Below are 16,379 nucleotides of genomic sequence, written 5' to 3'. Positions count from 1 at the left end.
TATCCATCCTTTGCATTAGAAAACGGGTACGGGATGCTCCCGCAACGCCGTCAGCAAAGCCGCGGCACTCGCGCCGCGGCAATCCACAACTGTTTGAGCCCCGGCGGCACGTGCCAGCTCGGCGACTCTTGGGCTTGGAACAAACAACGGCAACCGCGCAATCGATGGCCAGGTATCGCCGGCCATTTGGCGCAGGTGCTCGAAACCCTGTCCACTGCTGACCACCAGCCCGTTCAAGCGTTCCGCTGCGATCCGCTGCGGCAGTACTTGCGCTGCATAGGCCGGCAGCTCGCGTCGATACAATTCCAGATACTCGACACTAGCACCAAGCTCGCGCAGGCGCTCGGCAAGCAGTTCACGGCCGCCCTCGCCGCGCAGGATCAACACCTGCGAATTCGGCTGGGCGACGGCTTCACGCAGACGCGGCAATTGCAGCAACGCTTCGCTGTCATCGCCATCAGCCGGACAATGTACGTCGAGGCCGCGCGCCTGAAGAATCTGCGCCGTTGCCGCACCGACACTGAACCACGGCATCGCAAACGACTGCGCCCCTTGGGCATCGAGCAGTTCCAGCGCAATCCGCGCCGCTGGCTTGCTCACCACAATCACTGCGCTGCAATCGGGCAATCGCGCCATCGCCAGACGTATGTTCTCAGAGACCGGCAGCGGGGCAATTTCCAAAAGCGGCAGACAACTACCGAAAACCCCCTGCCCGGCCAACGTCTCTGCAAGCGCCGCACAATCATCCGCAGGGCGCGTCAGCAGCAGGCGCCAGCCAGTCACTCGTGACCTGCCTCGCCGTAGACTGCTTTAAGAATCTCTTCGGCACCTTGGGCGAGCAGATCTTCAGCGACTCTCACACCCAATGCTTCGGCATCAGCGCGAGGGGCCCGCGCTTCGGCGCTGATCAAGCGGCCACCACTCGGCTCGCCCACCAGGCCGCGCAACCACAATTGCTCGCCTTCAAGCACGGCGTAGCAGGCGATTGGCACCTGGCAGCCGCCATTCAAATGTTTGTTGAGGGCACGTTCGGCGGTAACCCGCGAAGTGGTATCAGCATGATGCAGCGGTTCCAGCAAAGCGTGGATTTCGCTGTCGGCGCTACGGCACTCGATACCGACCGCGCCCTGGCCACCGGCGGGCAGGCTGTCATCGACACTGATAGCCGAGGTGATGCGATCCTCGAAACCGAGGCGGATCAAACCGGCGGCCGCGAGGATGATCGCGTCGTACTCACCCGCATCCAGCTTGGCCAGACGAGTGTTGACGTTGCCGCGCAGGAAACGGATCTCAAGGTCAGGACGGCGGGTCAGCAGCTGTGCCTGACGGCGCAGGCTCGACGTGCCGACGATGCTGCCGGCAGGCAGCGCTTCAAGGCTTGGATAGGTATTGGAAACGAAGGCATCACGCGGATCTTCGCGCTCACAGATGCAGAACAGACCGAGGCCTTCGGGGAAGTCCATCGGTACATCTTTCATCGAATGGACGGCGATGTCGGCTTCGTTTTCCAGCAGCGCGGTTTCCAGTTCCTTGACGAACAGGCCCTTGCCGCCGATTTTCGACAGCGGCGAATCGAGCAGCTTGTCGCCGCGACTGACCATGGGCACCAGTGTCACCCGCAAACCGGGATGGGCCGCTTCCAGACGGGCTTTGACGTATTCGGCCTGCCAGAGGGCCAGCGCACTTTTACGGGTGGCGATGCGGATTTCGCGAGAGGACATGGATCAATCCGTACTGAATAGATACGGCGGATAATAACAGCTCAGCCAAATCCACTTTGACTTGAATCAGAAACGGCGCGGCCTCCCTGGCCTGCAATGCCCGCTAACGAGAAATGAGCCCCCCCGAAAAGTCCGGGTTAAAGGCCCTGCATCATCTTGCGCACACCCGCCACATGCCGGCGACTGACAATCAGCGCATCGCCATTGAGGCCTTTGAGAAATAACTGGAAATGCCCCAGCGGCGTGCGTTGCAGACGCTCGATACGGTCGCGGGCGACCAGCGCGTTGCGGTGGATGCGCACGAAGCGCTCGCCAAACTCGTCTTCGAGGGCTTTGAGCGGCTCGTCCAGCAGCACTTCGCCGCCTTCGTGGCGCAAGGTCACGTATTTGTGGTCGGCAATGAAATAGACCACCTGATCCAGCGGGATCAGTTCGATACCTTTACGGGTACGGGCGCTGATGTGACTGCGCGGGCCGGTGCCACTTTCGGCAGCGGGACGGGTCAGGGCCGAGAGTTGCGCCCGGTTGGGACGTTCAGCCCGTTTCAGGGCGTCATGCAGGTGTTCGGTTCGCACGGGTTTCACCACATAGCCCACGGCGCTGGCCTGCAGGGCTTCCACGGCAAATTCATCGGGACTGGTGAAAAACACCACGGCGGGCGGTGTTTCTCGCTCGCACAGACGGGCAGCAACCTGCAGGCCATCGAGGCCCGGCATGCGGATATCGAGCAGCACGATATCCGGCTTGTGGCTGTCGATCAGTGCCAACGCCTCTTCGCCATTCGTGGCGCTGGGCTCCAGGACTGTATAACCCTCGAGCTCGCTCACCATACGGCTGAGGCGCTCGCGAGCCAGTGGTTCGTCATCAACGATCAGGACATTCATATTGCGCTGGATTCCTGCGTGAGTCTCGCACAAGGATAGCGTAGACAGGTGAAGTGACGTCCGTCACCGCGATCCACGCTAAGACTAGCCCGAGCGCCAAAAAGTGCCGTACGTCGGCCAGCAATATTTGCCAGTGTCCGGGTCGTACTGCTCAAAGCCCGCTGTTTCCTGCGTTTCTCGCGGGGTTTGTCGAAGGACAAGACACCCACCTCCACTTCTTATAGTCGGCGGCCAGACCTTTGCGCGATCCGCAGTCGCGCCGACCCTTATGTCCTACTGTAGACGCTCGCCGGGCCGATATTACTCAATCGAAAAATATCGTTGTGCAAATTCCCCGCGCAGCACACCGACTATGCATGACACGATGAGAAAAAAACGTATCGACCGGTGTCAACGACAGGATTGGCAACCCTGTTATTATCCGCGCCAGCGTTTCACGCCTTTTTTCTTCAAGCCGATACGAGCGAATTCATGAGCACTGACAAGACCAATCAGTCCTGGGGCGGCCGCTTCAGTGAACCCGTCGACGCCTTCGTCGCCCGCTTCACCGCCTCCGTCACTTTCGACCAGCGCCTGTATCGCCACGACATCATGGGCTCGATCGCCCACGCCACCATGCTGGCCAAAGTCGGCGTGCTGACCGATGCCGAGCGCGACACCATCATCGATGGCCTGAACACCATTCAGGGCGAAATCGAGGCCGGCCAGTTCGACTGGCGCATCGACCTCGAAGACGTGCACATGAACATCGAAGCGCGTCTGACCGACCGCATCGGCGTCACCGGCAAGAAACTCCACACCGGCCGTAGCCGCAACGACCAGGTCGCCACCGACATTCGCCTGTGGCTGCGCGACGAGATCGACCTGATCCTGGCCGAAATCACCCGCCTGCAAAAAGGTCTGCTGGAACAAGCCGAGCGCGAATCGGCCAGCATCATGCCCGGCTTCACTCACTTGCAGACCGCGCAACCCGTAACTTTCGGGCACCACATGCTGGCCTGGTTCGAAATGCTCAGCCGTGATTACGAGCGTTTGGTCGATTGCCGCAAGCGCACCAACCGCATGCCGTTGGGCAGTGCCGCGCTGGCCGGCACCACCTACCCGATTGATCGCGAATACACCGCGCAACTGCTAGGTTTCGATGCCGTTGGCGGCAACTCGCTGGACAACGTTTCCGATCGCGATTTCGCCATCGAATTCTGCTCGGCCGCGAGCATAGCGATGATGCATTTGTCGCGTTTCTCCGAAGAGCTGGTGCTGTGGACCAGCGCGCAGTTCCAGTTCATCGATCTGCCGGATCGCTTCTGCACTGGCAGCTCGATCATGCCGCAAAAGAAAAACCCGGATGTGCCGGAGCTGGTACGTGGCAAGACCGGCCGCGTATTCGGTGCGCTGATGGGCCTGCTGACCCTGATGAAAGGCCAGCCACTGGCCTACAACAAGGACAACCAGGAAGACAAGGAACCGCTGTTCGACGCCGCCGACACCCTGCGCGATTCGCTGCGCGCGTTTGCCGACATGATTCCGGCGATCAAACCCAAGCACGCGATCATGCGTGAAGCGGCTCTTCGTGGCTTCTCCACCGCAACCGACCTGGCTGACTACCTGGTGCGCCGTGGCCTGCCGTTCCGTGATTGCCACGAAATCGTCGGCCACGCTGTGAAGTACGGCGTCGACACTGGCAAGGACCTGGCTGAGATGAGCCTGGAAGAACTGCGTCAGTTCAGCGATCAGATCGAGCAGGACGTGTTTGCTGTGCTGACTCTGGAAGGCTCGGTAAATGCCCGTGACCATATCGGCGGCACTGCGCCAGCGCAGGTCAAGGCAGCCGTCGCTCGCGGCCAGGCCCTGATCGCCAGCCGATAAAGGTCAAAAGCTTCGCGAGCAGGCTCGCTCCCACATTGGATTTGTGCTGAACACAAAGTCTGTGAACAACAAAAATCCCTGTGGGAGCGAGCCTGCTCGCGAATGCTGACTTCAGAACAGCACAGAACCTACTTCTTGGCAGCGATCATCGCCAAAAACGCCGGCATCGCCGCATCTTTATCCGCCGCAATCTTCTGCACATGCGGATTCTGCTCAAGCCGCTCCAGCAGCGCCTTCGCCTCCGGCATCTCTGCCAGCAAATCAATTGCGAACAGCTTCTGCCCCACCGCACAGGCCAGCGGCACACTGTAGAGGAAATACAAATCCGCGATGCTCAGACTGTCGCCCGCCACATATGGGGCGAACTTGCCGTGCCGGCCGAGCGCCGCAAAGCCCAGCAGCAATTCTGATTGGGTCTTTTCCTTGATGGCGTCCGGCAACGTCATGCCAAAAAACGCTTCGCCATAACAGGCGCGTCCCGGCAGCTCGATGTACAGCTCGATTTCCTTGGCGATTGCCAGCACCTGCGCCCGTTCGAAAGGATCGCTGGGCAGCAGCGGCGTGCCTTTTTGGGTCAGCTCGAGGTATTCAAGGATGATCGCTGTTTCGTTGATATAACCGCCATCAACGCCCAGCACCGGCACTTTGCCGCGCGGGCTGATGGCCAATGATTCAGCGGTCTGCGCGGGATAGAACGTGACCTCTTCGAACGGCAGGCCTTTTTCCAGCAGCGCCAGTTTGATCATGTTGTAGTAGTTGCTGACAGAGAATCCGTAGAGCTTGAGCATCACATAGCCTCCAGGCCGTGCGGGGTGGGCAGTGCCTGTTTATAGATCGCCCGGACAATTCCCGCCAGCAGCATCACGCCGCTGAATGCGGGTAAACTGGCGCCTTTCCTTGAGGAGCCTGCCATGAGCGAGCCGACAGACATCGACAACGACGAAGAAGAGTTCACCGAGAGCACGCTGATCGAAGCGATCGAGAACCAGATCGAAAGCGACAACCCGCCTGCGGCCAAGGCTACGCTCAACAAGCTGACCCTGGTCGGCGTTGAACGCGAAGAAATCCTCAATCTGATGGCGCATGTGCTGGCCTACGAGATTGACGCGATGCTGGATGAAGATCGCCCATTCGATACCGCATGGTACGAAGCCGCACTGCGTGCGCTGCCGGAGTTGCCGCCAGAAAAGTCTTAAGATCAAAAGATCGCAGCCTTCGGCAGCTCCTACACTCTCCTGTAGGAGCTGCCGAAGGCTGCGATCTTTTTTATGCGGACTACACTGGAATCCGCCCCCAGACAAAAACCCTGACGCGCACACTGGACAGTCCGCGCCGGCAGGTTCACCTTAGGGGCGCTGCGTTCCAATTCCTAGAAAGTCTGGAGTCCTTATGTCGCTTACCCCTGAGTTGGTTGCCGAACTGGAAGTCCTTGCACTCTTTCCCCTGGACAGTTCCCAGGAAGGTTTGAAAATTCATCAGACCGCTGCCCCGAAGCACATCGCTGCTGCCCAACGCCTCTTTGATAAAGAACTGACCGATCAGCCCGATGGCGGATACCTGACCAGCCTGGGTCGCGATGCCGCGCAAAATGTACAAACCGTGCTGACGATCCTGAGAGAGCCGCAAACAGCCTGATTCTTCCTGAATTCGCCCACGGGAACCCCTGTCACGGGATTTCCGCGGGCCCGTCCGGACGTCAACTATCGCCTCGCGGTTGAAATCTGACGTCAAAAAACAAAATCAGCTTAAAACTCCCGCCGCGCAAAGGCTAAACTGCCCGTCATTCCGAGACCCTCTACGTCCGAGCCTGCGAGCCGGTTTGAGCTGACATGACGCGCACCCATGAAATCCGCCCCGACCTGGACGAAGGAATCGACCGCAAGGTGCTCAGCCAACTGCGCGCGCGGTTTCTAAAACTCAATGAAGGCCGCCTCGGCCGCGCTCTTGAGGGGTTGTCGACGCGCCAGCAAGCTGTGCTGACGCTGCTGCCGCTGTTCTTTCACGTCAATCATCCGCTGCTGCCGGGATATGTCTCGGGCAGTACGCCGGCCGGCCTGTCGAATTACGAGCCGGACGCCAATACCCTCGCCGAAGCCCAGCGCCTGACGCGTTCCTTCTCCTACAAGCCGCGCCACGGCAGCAATCCGCCGCGACCGATTCATGGCCTGTTTCTGATGGGCAGTCTCGGCACCCTGGCCCAGGCCGATCAAAGCGACATGGACGTGTGGGTGTGTCACGCGCCGGATCTGAGCGAAAACGAGCTCGCCGAACTGGGCAAGAAATGCCAGCTCCTGGAAACCTGGGCCGCGAGTCAGGGCGCCGAGGCGCATTTCTTTCTGATCGACCCGGTGCGTTTCGTCAAAGGTGAGCGCGACACCCAGCTCAGCTCCGAAAACTGTGGCAGCACCCAGCACTACCTGCTGCTCGACGAGTTTTATCGCACCGCAATCTGGCTGGGCGGACGCACGCCGATCTGGTGGCTGGTGCCGGTATACGAAGAAACGGCCTACGACCTTTACACCCACACGCTGCTGTCCAAGCGCTTCATCCGCGCCGACGAAACCCTCGACCTTGGGCATTTGGCGACGATTCCACCGGGAGAGTTCATCGGCGCGGGGCTGTGGCAGTTGTTCAAGGGCATTGAGTCACCTTACAAATCGGTGCTCAAACTGCTGCTGACCGAGGTGTATGCCAGCGAACACCCGCAGGTGCAGTGCCTGAGCCTTCGCTTCAAAAAAGCCGTGTTCGCCAATCAACTCGATCTGGATGAACTGGACCCTTACATGGTCGTGTATCGGCGCATCGAGGAATACCTCATCGCCCGCAACGAACCGGAACGTCTTGAGCTGGTGCGACGTGCGCTGTACCTCAAGGTCAATCGCAAGCTCACGGGCAATAGCCGCACGCAGAGCTGGCAACGTTCACTGCTGGAACGACTGGCCAACGAATGGCACTGGGATCAGCGACAACTTGCCTTACTCGATAGCCGCAGCCAGTGGAAAGTCCGGCAGGTCAGCGCAGAGCGCCGCGCGCTGGTCAACGAGCTCAATTACAGCTATCGCTTCCTGACCCAGTTCGCCCGCACCGAGCAGACCGTCAGCCTGATCAACAAGCGCGATCTCAACGTGCTGGGCCGCAGGTTGTACGCGGCATTCGAGCGCAAGGCCGACAAGGTCGAGTTCATCAATCCCGGCATCGCTCCGGATCTGGCCGAAGACACCCTGACCCTGGTGCAATCGCGCAACAAGAAGGAGGCGGGACAAACCCAGTGGGGCCTGTACAACGGCAGCCTCACGGCGCTCGAGTGGGAACATTTCGCGCCGATCAAACGCAGCCGCGAACTGCTGGAACTGTTGACCTGGTGCCACCGCAACGGCGTGATCGACAGCAGCACCCGCTTGGCCTTGCACCCCGGCAACAGCGACCTGAGCGAGTTCGAACTGTTCAACCTGCTTGGCAGCCTGCAACAGTGCATCGCCCTGCCCTTGCCCACTGTTGCCGAAGAGCCGCTGCTGCGCGCCGCCGTACCGAGCGAAGTACTGATGCTGGTGAACGTCGGCGTCGACCCGCTCAAGCATCACCGTGACCTCAACATCCTCATGACCACCGAGCGCACCGATTCGCTGAGCTATGCCGGCGTGCGCGAGAACCTCGTGCTGACCCTCGATCAGGTCACGCTCAACAGCTGGAACGAAGTGCTGGTCAACCGTTTCGACGGACCTCACGCCCTGCTCGACTGCTTGCGCGATTATCTCAACAACCTGCCGCGCGGGCCGTTGCAGCCATCGCTGAAGGTGCGCTGCTTCTGCCATAACCGTGCCCAGTTCATCGCCCGACGCGTGGAAGAAATCGTCGACACCGCGCAGAACCTGCTGCTCAGCGAATTGAATCACCGCTACCTGATTCAGGTGCAACAGCACTATCACGTGCTGGAACTGGTGCCCGGACAGGTCAACCACATCGCGCTCGCCACCCTGCCGGCGCTGCTCGATTACCTCGCAGAGGAGCAGGCGCGCTACAGCCCGCTGCACCTTGATCCGATGGCACTGGAAGATCACGACCTTGCGCTGATCCTGCCAATGGGCCAGCCGGAATGCATTCAGGTGTTCTACCGGATCACCGAGCAGCACGCCGAGGTCTGCGTTCTGGACGAATTCAATGCGCTGTGGCAACAGCGCTTGCCGTATCACGACGAGCAAAGCCTGCTGGCGCCGCTGCAACGTTTCCTGCAATCGATCCAGTATCGGCGTGAGGCGCTGCTGCCGATGGAGGCCGCCCCCTCGGCCAGCCTCGACATTTTGTATTACCAGCTATTGCCTTCGGGCCCGGGACGGGCGCGGCGCGTCGAAGCGCGGACAATGCCGCAGACGCCAGCCAACAAACCGTTCTACGACGTGCAGGCGATCATCGGCAAAGCCGCACCGGGGCAAGTGCAGGTCACGCTGTATTGCAATCAACGGGAGTTCAGCGAGCTGGAATATGGCGACCAGCTGTTCAGCGTGGTCGCCCGGGAGATCGTCGAGCAGCGTCGTGAGACCGAACGCTATCGTTGCTACATCACCGACCTAGACCTGTCCGGGCTGCTCGGTGACGGGCAAAGCTCAAGCAATCTGTATCTACGCTACAAGGCCGACCTGGAGCGCGCCCTGAACGAGGCACTCGAACAGGTCTGAGTGAATTTACTCGGGGAACGCGCCACCGTTGGCCGGTTGCGATTCGACTTCAAGCAGGGTCAGTTTCAGGGTCTTGCCGCCCGGAGCCGGCCAGTCGATATGCTGTCCGACCTTCAGGCCCAGCAGCGCGCTGCCGACCGGTGCGAGAATCGAAATCTTGCCTTCATCGGCATTGGCATCCTTGGGATAGACCAGCGTCAGATGGTAATCCTTGCCACTGCCTTCTTCGCGGCAGTGCACGCGGGAATTCATCGTCACGACATCGGCAGGCACTTCATCGTGGCTGACCAGCGTATCGGCGCGATCCAGTTCGGTTTGCAACGCAATCACGCCCGGCAGCGTGTCATCCAGGCTGTCGATCAGGCGCTCCAGACGTTGAACGTCCAGACGGGTAAGAGTGATGGAAGGTGCGGTCATGATCCGGGCAGACTCCTTTCTTCTGCGCAAAAAAAGCAAAAAACCCCGCCAAAAAAGGCGGGGTTTTCACCAGGCCTCGATGGGTTGAGGCGTTTCCGGACACTATCACAGCTCAAAAAATATACAAGTCATGCCCAGCGACACACGTCCCCTGCAGGAGCTGCCGCAGGCTGCGATCTTTGCTTTTGAAGATCAAGATCAAAAGATCGCAGCCTTCGGCAGCTCCTACAGGGACGCAGTCCTGCGATGGGCAGCCTGGGTGACGATCACTCGCCGCCGCTCATCATCCGCCGAGCGCCACTCACGAATGTCTTCAACATGCCGGAAACAGCCGAGGCAGACTTTTTGTTCGTCCAGCCGGCACACGCCGCTGCACGGCGAAGGCACCGCCGGGCTGATATTGCTGTAGAGCGGCTTGGGCGGACGAACGGGAGCGGTATCAGTCACGAATCACAGGCCTTCGAAATCGAATTCGGCGCCAGCCTGCTGCTTGACGATGCGTTCAAGCATCTCGCCCAACTGCTCTTCGCTCTTGTCACACATCCAGCGCTCGCTTTCTTCGTCGTAGTCGAAGTGGAAACCACCCGAGACGGCCGCCAGCCACAGCTGACGCAGCGGCTCCTGACGGCTGAAGATCAGCTGCGAGCCGTTTTCGAACTTGACGGTCAGCACACCGGCCGAACTTTCCAGATCGATATCCAGATCGCTCTCGTCAAAGATGTCTTCCAGTTTTTCCTGGGTGTCATCGACCAGATCGTGGAAACGGGCTTCGGACAAACTCATTGTGGCAACCTCAAAAAATATCTGATCAGGCTCAAGCGCCGCAAGATACGGACGCTTCCGGCCGATTGCAAAGGATAACGACCAAGTGCCTTACTGCCCCTTCAACACAGCACCTGTGGGAGCGAGCCTGCTCGCGAAAGCGCTGTGTCAGCCAAAGAGCCCGTTGAACTTGCCGACCCCTTCGCGAGCAGGCTCGGTTCCACAGGGAATGATGCGCTTCACGGGAGCCCCGCCGGACGGGAGGCCCGTCGCATAGGCAAGCTGCCGGGTGGTCGGTATACTCCGGCGCAATTAACGTATTTTCAAGGATTTCGCCATGAAGCGCCTGATCTCTTCCCTTGCTGCGCTCGTCGCGGTTGCCTGCCTCGTTTCGGCCTGTGGTCAAAAAGGCCCGCTGTACCTGCCGGATGACAATCAGGACCCGGCCGAGCAAGCCCAGTCTTCGCAAAAGCAGCCTGCTTCCAAAGCACACAAGCACGACGTTTACTAAGGGATCGCCATGGACGCTTTTAACTACCGTGGCGGGGAGCTGTTCGCGGAAGGTGTGGCGCTGTCCGCCATCGCCGACCGCTTTGGCACGCCCACTTATGTCTACTCGCGCGCGCACATCGAAGCCCAGTATCTGGCCTACGCCGATGCGCTGGCCGGCATGCCGCACCTGGTTTGCTACGCCGTCAAAGCAAACTCCAACCTCGGCGTCCTGAATGTCCTGGCCCGTCTCGGCGCCGGTTTCGACATCGTCTCCCGTGGCGAGCTGGAACGCGTGCTGGCCGCTGGCGGCAGCGCCGACAAGATCGTGTTCTCCGGCGTCGGCAAGACCCGTGACGACATGCGCCGTGCGCTGGAAGTCGGTGTGCACTGCTTCAACGTCGAATCCACCGACGAGCTGGAACGCCTGCAAGTTGTCGCCGCCGAACTGGGTGTTCGCGCACCGGTTTCGCTGCGTGTGAACCCGGACGTCGATGCTGGCACCCACCCGTACATTTCCACTGGTCTCAAAGAAAACAAGTTCGGCATCGCCATCGCCGACGCCGAAGACGTGTATGTACGCGCCGCGCACCTGCCGAACCTGGAAGTGATTGGTGTCGACTGCCACATCGGTTCGCAACTGACCACGCTGCCACCGTTCCTTGATGCGCTCGACCGTTTGCTGGATCTGGTCGATCGTCTTGGCGATTGCGGCATTCACCTGCGCCACATCGATCTCGGTGGTGGTTTGGGCGTGCGTTATCGCGACGAAGAGCCGCCATTGGCTGCCGACTACATCAAAGCCGTGCGCGAACGTCTGGACGGTCGTGATCTGGGACTGGTGTTCGAGCCGGGCCGTTTCATTGTCGCCAACGCCGGCGTGCTGCTGACTCAGGTCGAGTACCTCAAGCACACCGAACATAAAGATTTCGCCATCGTCGACGCGGCGATGAACGACCTGATTCGCCCGGCGCTGTATCAGGCGTGGATGGACGTCACGGCGGTCAAGCCGCGCGACACCGCCGCGCGTCAGTACGACGTCGTCGGCCCGATCTGCGAAACCGGCGACTTCCTCGCCAAGGATCGCGAGCTGGCCCTGGCCGAAGGCGACCTGCTGGCGGTGCATTCGGCCGGTGCGTACGGTTTCGTCATGAGCTCCAACTACAACACTCGCGGCCGTGCGGCCGAAGTGCTGGTGGACGGTGATCAAGTATTTGAAGTGCGTCGCCGCGAAACCGTGGCCGAGCTGTTTGCCGGCGAAAGCCTGCTGCCGGAGTAACCCATGCTGCTGCGTTTTACTAAAATGCACGGTCTGGGCAATGACTTCATGGTTCTCGACCTGGTCAGCCAGCACGCGCATATTCAGCCCAAGCACGCCAAGCAATGGGGCGATCGACACACCGGTATTGGTTTTGACCAGTTGCTGATCGTCGAAGCACCGAGCAACCCGGACGTCGATTTCCGCTATCGGATCTTCAACTCCGATGGCTCGGAAGTTGAGCAGTGCGGCAACGGTGCACGCTGCTTCGCGCGTTTTGTGCTCGACAAGCGTCTGACTGCCAAACGGCAGATCCGCGTCGAAACCAAGGGCGGCATCATCGAACTGGACGTGCGTAATGATGGCCAGATCGGCGTGAACATGGGCGCCCCGCGCCTGGTGCCGGCGGACATTCCGTTTGAAGCACCGGCGCAGGCCTTGAGCTATCCGCTGGACGTCGACGGCACCACAGTCGAACTGGCCGCCGTGTCGATGGGCAACCCGCATGCCGTATTGCGCGTGCAGGACATCAACAGCGCTCCGGTGCATGAACTGGGGCCGAAAATCGAGCACCACCCGCGCTTCCCGGCGCGGGTCAATGTCGGTTTTATCCAGATCATCGACCGCAACCGTGCCCAACTGCGCGTCTGGGAACGTGGCGCCGGGGAAACCCAGGCCTGCGGCACCGGCGCCTGTGCGGCGGCCGTCGCTGCAATCAGTCAGGGGTGGATGGATTCGCCGCTATTGATCGACCTGCCTGGCGGGCGTCTGTCCATTGAATGGGCAGGCCCTGGCCAACCGGTGCTGATGACCGGCCCGGCAGTGCGTGTATACGAAGGACAAGTGCGTCTTTGAGTGAGCAGAAACCATGACCGATAAGCCTCAGGTACCCGCCCGACAGTCCGACGAATCAGCGTCCGAGAGCCTGGAGGCGGCAGCGGTTGCCGCGTACCTGGAGGCTCATCCGGAGTTTTTCGTCGAGCACGAAGAACTGCTGCCAGCCATGCGCATTCCCCACCGACGGGGTGACACCGTATCGCTGGTCGAGCGGCAGATGACCATCCTGCGCGAACGTAACATCGAGATGCGTCATCGCCTCTCACAATTGATGGACGTCGCCCGCGACAACGATCGCCTGTTCGACAAGACCCGTCGTCTGATCCTCGCCCTGATGGACGCGACCAGCCTGGAAGACGTCGTCATCAGCGTCGAAGACAGCCTGCGTCAGGACTTCCAGGTGCCCTTCGTCAGCCTGATCCTGCTCGGCGACAACCCGGCGCCGGTCGGGCGCTGGGTCAGCCACGCCGACGCACAAGTTGCCATCGGCGGCTTGCTCACCGAAGGCAAAAGCGTCAGTGGCACCCTGCGTGACCATGAGCTGGACTTTCTGTTCGGCGAAGAACAACGCAAACAGATCGGCTCCACCGCCGTGGTCGCCATCAGTCATCAGGGCATCCACGGCATTCTGGCCATCGCCAGTCGTGATCCGCAGCACTACAAGAGCTCGGTCGGCACGCTGTTCCTCAGCTACATCGCCGAAGTCATGGGACGCGTGCTGCCACGGGTCAACAGCTCGCTGCGCTCGGTACGCTGAACATGGAACGACAACTGGACGCTTACTGCGAACACTTGCGCAGTGAGCGACAGGTGTCGCCGCACACACTGTCGGCTTACCGCCGCGACCTCGATAAAGTCCTCGGCTGGTGCGTCAAACAGAACATCGGCAGTTGGGCTGCGCTGGACATCCAGCGCCTGCGCAGCCTGATCGCCCGCCTGCATGCCCAAGGCCAGTCCTCGCGCAGCCTCGCCCGCTTGGTCTCGGCAGTGCGCGGGCTCTATCACTATCTGAACCGCGAAGGGCTCTGCGATCACGATCCGGCCACCGGCCTCGCGCCACCGAAAGGCGAACGTCGCCTGCCGAAAACCCTCGACACCGACCGTGCGCTGCAGTTGCTTGAGGGTGCGGTCGAGGATGATTTTCTTGCCCGGCGTGATCAGGCAATTCTGGAGTTGTTCTATTCCTCTGGCCTGCGTTTGTCGGAGCTGACGGGGCTCAATCTCGATCAGCTCGACCTCGCCGACGGCATGGTTCAGGTGCTCGGCAAGGGCAGCAAAACCCGTCTGCTGCCGGTCGGCAGAAAGGCCCGCGAAGCCCTCGAACAATGGCTGCCGCTGCGGGCCATGACCAACCCGGCAGATGACGCCGTTTTCGTCAGCCAGCAAGGTCGGCGCCTCGGCCCGCGAGCTATTCAGGTGCGGGTCAAATTGGCCGGCGAGCGTGAATTGGGGCAGAACCTGCATCCGCATATGCTGCGGCATTCCTTCGCCAGTCACTTGCTGGAATCCTCGCAGGACCTGCGCGCGGTGCAGGAACTGCTCGGCCACTCCGATATCAAGACCACGCAGATCTACACCCATCTGGACTTCCAGCACTTGGCGGCGGTCTACGACAGCGCCCACCCACGGGCCAAACGCATGAAAGGCGATGACTCATGAGCATCCAGTTGATCACCTTCGACCTCGACGACACCCTGTGGCACACCGCTCCGGTAATCGTCAGTGCCGAAGCGATATTGCGCGAATGGCTGAGCGAACATGCGCCGAATATGGGCGCGTTGCCGGTGGAGCACTTGTGGTCGATCCGCGAACGGGTGCTGGCTAATGAACCGGGCCTCAAGCACCGCATCAGTGCGTTGCGCCGGCGGGTGTTGTTCCACGCCCTGGAAGAGGCGGGTTACGCCCATGGCGAAGCGTCGGAGCTGGCGGACAAGAGTTTTGAAGTGTTCTTGCATGCGCGGCACCAGATCGAGGTGTTCCCCGAAGTCGAGCCGGTACTGGAAATTCTCGCCAACCATTACGCCCTCGGCGTGGTCACCAATGGCAATGCTGATGTGCGACGATTGGGACTGGCGGATTACTTCAAGTTTGCGCTCTGCGCCGAAGACATCGGCATCGCCAAACCGGATGCACGACTGTTTCACGAAGCGTTGCAGCGCGGCGGCGTGAGCGCCGAAGCCGCGGTGCACATTGGCGATCATCCGGGCGATGACATTGCCGGGGCGCAGGAGGCAGGGTTGCGCGCGGTGTGGTTCAACCCGGCGGGTAAAGACTGGGAGGCGGATCGTCTGCCGGATGCCGAGATCCGTAGCTTGAGCGACCTGCCAGCAGTACTCGCACGCTGGAATGCCGTTTCCAACTAACACTGGACACCTGTGGGAGCTGGCTTGCCAGCGATGAGGCCGGCGCATTCAACATCAATGTCGTCTGACAGGCCGCCATCGCTGGCAAGCCAGCTCCCACAGGGTTTGTGTTTCATTCAGATATTTTTGTTTCACCCATGAAAAAGCCCGCAGCGACGGCGGGCTTTTTCAGCAAGCAAGCGGCACGCCTCAGATAGGGCGGCTGCCGTACTTGTTGTCCGGCTTCTTGGGCGGATCGGCGACCACATTGGCCTCCACTTCCTGCACTTTTCCGCCACGCGACAAGAACTCTTCCATGGCCTTGGCCAGGGCATCGCGCTCCTTGTTCTTGGCTTCAATGCTCGGCAAATCGTCTACCGACACCGCAGCCTTGGCTTTGCCTTTGGCAGCCGGGGCCGGCGTATCTTCGCCGCCATCGTCGTCAGCAACGTCTTCCGCTGCCGCTTCCAGGCCTTCCTCGGCCTCGTCTTCGTCGCCTACTTCGAGGTCGTCGTTTTCCAGATCATCGTCGCTCATGTTCTACCTCATGACTTGCGAAAAGCAGATTAGTTATAGACCAGCTTTGGCAACTGTCGAAAGTCGCCGTTAAAAAATCGTTCGCCGCTGCTGACCAGCGGCTATGCCCCTTCACCGTGCAAGGTGGCGAGGACTTTACGGGCACCGCCGTGATCACGGTGCTCGCCCAGATAAACACCTTGCCAGGTTCCCAGTGCCAATCGACCTGCCGAAACCGGCAGACTGATCTGGCAGCCAAGCACGCTGGCCTTGAAGTGCGCCGGGAGGTCGTCCAGGCCTTCGTCGTTATGCTCATAGCCGTCTGTTCCTTGTGGGATCAGACGATTGAAAAATCGTTCGAAGTCGCGACGGACCGCCGGATCGGCGTTCTCGTTGATGGTCAACGATGCCGAGGTGTGCTGCAGCCACAAATGCAACAGACCGACCCGACACTCCCTGAGTTCAGGCAAGCCATGAATCAACTCGTCCGTTACCAGATGAAAGCCCCGGGGCCTTGCCCGCAGGGTTATCAGAGTCTGTTGCCACATACAGTTCTCCGCACGTTCGGGGCGCATTCTAGCGCGCTCTGGGAAAAAACAAAGGCCCTAATATTC

At 60.4% G+C, this 16,379-nt stretch carries 19 protein-coding genes and 1 pseudogene; 10 read left to right on the top strand and 10 right to left on the bottom strand.

The features are described 5' to 3' along the window. Positions 1-15: 15 nt before the first annotated feature. The 4 genes and pseudogenes from IEQ42_RS19100 to IEQ42_RS27785 form a co-directional block, all read right to left on the bottom strand. Positions 16-783 (bottom strand): uroporphyrinogen-III synthase, encoded by a 768-nt coding sequence (locus tag IEQ42_RS19100; protein WP_210704688.1) that lies wholly within the window; start codon positions 781-783, stop codon positions 16-18. Further along, positions 780-1,721 carry a hydroxymethylbilane synthase gene (gene hemC / locus IEQ42_RS19095; protein ID WP_042561706.1) on the bottom strand — a complete coding sequence of 314 codons (942 nt, stop codon included), beginning with the start codon at positions 1,719-1,721 and terminating at the stop codon, positions 780-782. The genes IEQ42_RS19100 and hemC overlap by 4 nt, the downstream gene beginning before the upstream one ends. A gap of 137 nt (positions 1,722-1,858) precedes the next feature. Then, positions 1,859-2,605, bottom strand: coding sequence for a LytR/AlgR family response regulator transcription factor (locus IEQ42_RS19090; RefSeq protein ID WP_042561707.1), 747 nt, complete (start codon positions 2,603-2,605; stop codon positions 1,859-1,861). Beyond that, positions 2,602-2,742, bottom strand: a pseudogene (locus tag IEQ42_RS27785) (sensor histidine kinase); the annotation flags it as partial. The pseudogene IEQ42_RS27785 and the gene IEQ42_RS19090, both read right to left, overlap by 4 nt. Before the next feature lie 334 nt (positions 2,743-3,076). On the opposite strand from IEQ42_RS27785, the gene argH reads away from it, so the two are divergent. Next, the gene (gene argH / locus IEQ42_RS19080) at positions 3,077-4,471 is read left to right on the top strand and encodes an argininosuccinate lyase (protein ID WP_200612585.1); all 1,395 of its coding nucleotides are present in this window, start codon (positions 3,077-3,079) and stop codon (positions 4,469-4,471) included. 128 nt (positions 4,472-4,599) lie between these two features. On the opposite strand, the gene IEQ42_RS19075 is transcribed toward argH, so the two are convergent. After that, positions 4,600-5,259: a glutathione S-transferase family protein gene (locus IEQ42_RS19075; protein WP_210704687.1), complete on the bottom strand. Its 660-nt coding sequence runs from the start codon at positions 5,257-5,259 to the stop codon at positions 4,600-4,602. A gap of 123 nt (positions 5,260-5,382) precedes the next feature. Between IEQ42_RS19075 and IEQ42_RS19070 the strand changes: the two genes are divergently transcribed. From IEQ42_RS19070 to IEQ42_RS19060, 3 genes are all read left to right on the top strand, one after another. Beyond that, positions 5,383-5,667, top strand: a complete 285-nt coding sequence (locus IEQ42_RS19070; RefSeq protein ID WP_150604797.1) for a hypothetical protein — start codon at positions 5,383-5,385, stop codon at positions 5,665-5,667. A gap of 193 nt (positions 5,668-5,860) precedes the next feature. Further along, a complete protein-coding gene (locus tag IEQ42_RS19065; RefSeq protein ID WP_210704685.1) occupies positions 5,861-6,106 on the top strand; it encodes a TIGR02647 family protein in 246 nt (81 codons plus the stop codon). A gap of 194 nt (positions 6,107-6,300) precedes the next feature. Continuing rightward, positions 6,301-9,144, top strand: a complete 2,844-nt coding sequence (locus IEQ42_RS19060; RefSeq protein WP_210704683.1) for a class I adenylate cyclase — start codon at positions 6,301-6,303, stop codon at positions 9,142-9,144. A 6-nt stretch (positions 9,145-9,150) separates the two neighbouring features. Here the strand turns inward: IEQ42_RS19060 and rnk are convergent, their stop codons facing one another. The 3 genes from rnk to cyaY form a co-directional block, all read right to left on the bottom strand. Continuing rightward, positions 9,151-9,561, bottom strand: a complete 411-nt coding sequence (gene rnk / locus IEQ42_RS19055; protein WP_042561713.1) for a nucleoside diphosphate kinase regulator — start codon at positions 9,559-9,561, stop codon at positions 9,151-9,153. A 225-nt stretch (positions 9,562-9,786) separates the two neighbouring features. Continuing rightward, entirely contained in the window at positions 9,787-10,008 is a 222-nt protein-coding gene (locus tag IEQ42_RS19050) for a DUF1289 domain-containing protein (protein ID WP_080896076.1), read from the bottom strand. 3 nt (positions 10,009-10,011) lie between these two features. Beyond that, positions 10,012-10,344, bottom strand: a complete 333-nt coding sequence (gene cyaY / locus IEQ42_RS19045) for an iron donor protein CyaY (RefSeq protein ID WP_042561714.1) — start codon at positions 10,342-10,344, stop codon at positions 10,012-10,014. Positions 10,345-10,660: 316 nt separating this feature from the next. On the opposite strand from cyaY, the gene lptM reads away from it, so the two are divergent. Genes lptM through IEQ42_RS19015 form a run of 6 tightly spaced genes read left to right on the top strand, consistent with a single transcriptional unit; the run spans position 10,661 to position 15,270 of the window. Next, positions 10,661-10,834, top strand: coding sequence for an LPS translocon maturation chaperone LptM (lptM, locus tag IEQ42_RS19040; RefSeq protein ID WP_210704682.1), 174 nt, complete (start codon positions 10,661-10,663; stop codon positions 10,832-10,834). Positions 10,835-10,843: 9 nt separating this feature from the next. Beyond that, the gene (gene lysA / locus IEQ42_RS19035; protein ID WP_042561716.1) at positions 10,844-12,091 is read left to right on the top strand and encodes a diaminopimelate decarboxylase; all 1,248 of its coding nucleotides are present in this window, start codon (positions 10,844-10,846) and stop codon (positions 12,089-12,091) included. 3 nt (positions 12,092-12,094) lie between these two features. Next, the gene (gene dapF, locus IEQ42_RS19030) at positions 12,095-12,925 is read left to right on the top strand and encodes a diaminopimelate epimerase (protein ID WP_210704681.1); all 831 of its coding nucleotides are present in this window, start codon (positions 12,095-12,097) and stop codon (positions 12,923-12,925) included. A gap of 13 nt (positions 12,926-12,938) precedes the next feature. Next, complete coding sequence (locus IEQ42_RS19025; protein ID WP_042561718.1) at positions 12,939-13,664, top strand: DUF484 family protein; 726 nt, start codon at positions 12,939-12,941, stop codon at positions 13,662-13,664. Between the two features lie 2 nt (positions 13,665-13,666). After that, positions 13,667-14,566 (top strand): tyrosine recombinase XerC, encoded by a 900-nt coding sequence (gene xerC / locus IEQ42_RS19020; protein WP_210704680.1) that lies wholly within the window; start codon positions 13,667-13,669, stop codon positions 14,564-14,566. Beyond that, a complete protein-coding gene (locus tag IEQ42_RS19015) occupies positions 14,563-15,270 on the top strand; it encodes an HAD family hydrolase (RefSeq protein ID WP_210704679.1) in 708 nt (235 codons plus the stop codon). Before xerC ends, IEQ42_RS19015 begins: the two co-directional genes overlap by 4 nt. Positions 15,271-15,459: 189 nt before the next feature. Here IEQ42_RS19015 and sutA read toward each other — a convergent pair whose 3' ends face one another. Together sutA and IEQ42_RS19005 are read right to left on the bottom strand one after the other, a co-directional pair. Next, entirely contained in the window at positions 15,460-15,786 is a 327-nt protein-coding gene (sutA, locus tag IEQ42_RS19010) for a transcriptional regulator SutA (RefSeq protein WP_042561721.1), read from the bottom strand. 101 nt (positions 15,787-15,887) lie between these two features. Continuing rightward, complete coding sequence (locus IEQ42_RS19005; RefSeq protein ID WP_150593475.1) at positions 15,888-16,313, bottom strand: secondary thiamine-phosphate synthase enzyme YjbQ; 426 nt, start codon at positions 16,311-16,313, stop codon at positions 15,888-15,890. Positions 16,314-16,379: the final 66 nt, after the last annotated feature.

This window comes from Pseudomonas iridis (assembly GCF_017980685.1).
Taxonomy (GTDB): domain Bacteria; phylum Pseudomonadota; class Gammaproteobacteria; order Pseudomonadales; family Pseudomonadaceae; genus Aquipseudomonas; species Aquipseudomonas iridis.
Note: the sequence above shows the minus strand (reverse complement) of the source record. Positions and strands in the feature narration are given on the sequence as shown.